This is a genomic window from Bacillus sp. SIMBA_008 (assembly GCF_046535495.1).
In the GTDB taxonomy this organism is placed as follows: Bacteria; Bacillota; Bacilli; order Bacillales; family Bacillaceae; genus Bacillus; species Bacillus subtilis.
Genome location: NZ_JAWRWL010000486.1, coordinates 1 through 271 on the forward strand (window position 1 = coordinate 1; position 271 = coordinate 271).

Below are 271 nucleotides of genomic sequence, written 5' to 3' on the forward strand. Positions count from 1 at the left end.
CTCGGCCACCGGGCAGCGTTCGACCTGCTCGCCGACATGCGGTTGGCATTCTTCGACGCGGTCGCACCGCTGTCGGCCGACGACGAGGAATCGGCCTCCGCCGACCTCACGACCGTCGCAACGCGCGATATCGACCGTGTCGAGGTGTTTTTCGCGCACACGATCGTGCCCGCCGTCACGGCCGTGATCGTGCCCGTCGCCGTCACGTCCGCGATATGGGCGACGACGGGAGCGGGCGCCGGCCTCATCGCCGCTGCCGCGTTCAACATCG

General features: G+C 69.4%; 1 pseudogene. It reads left to right on the forward strand.

The window, feature by feature from the left end:
• Window positions 1-271, forward strand: a pseudogene (locus SB658_RS24130) (amino acid ABC transporter ATP-binding/permease protein); the annotation flags it as partial.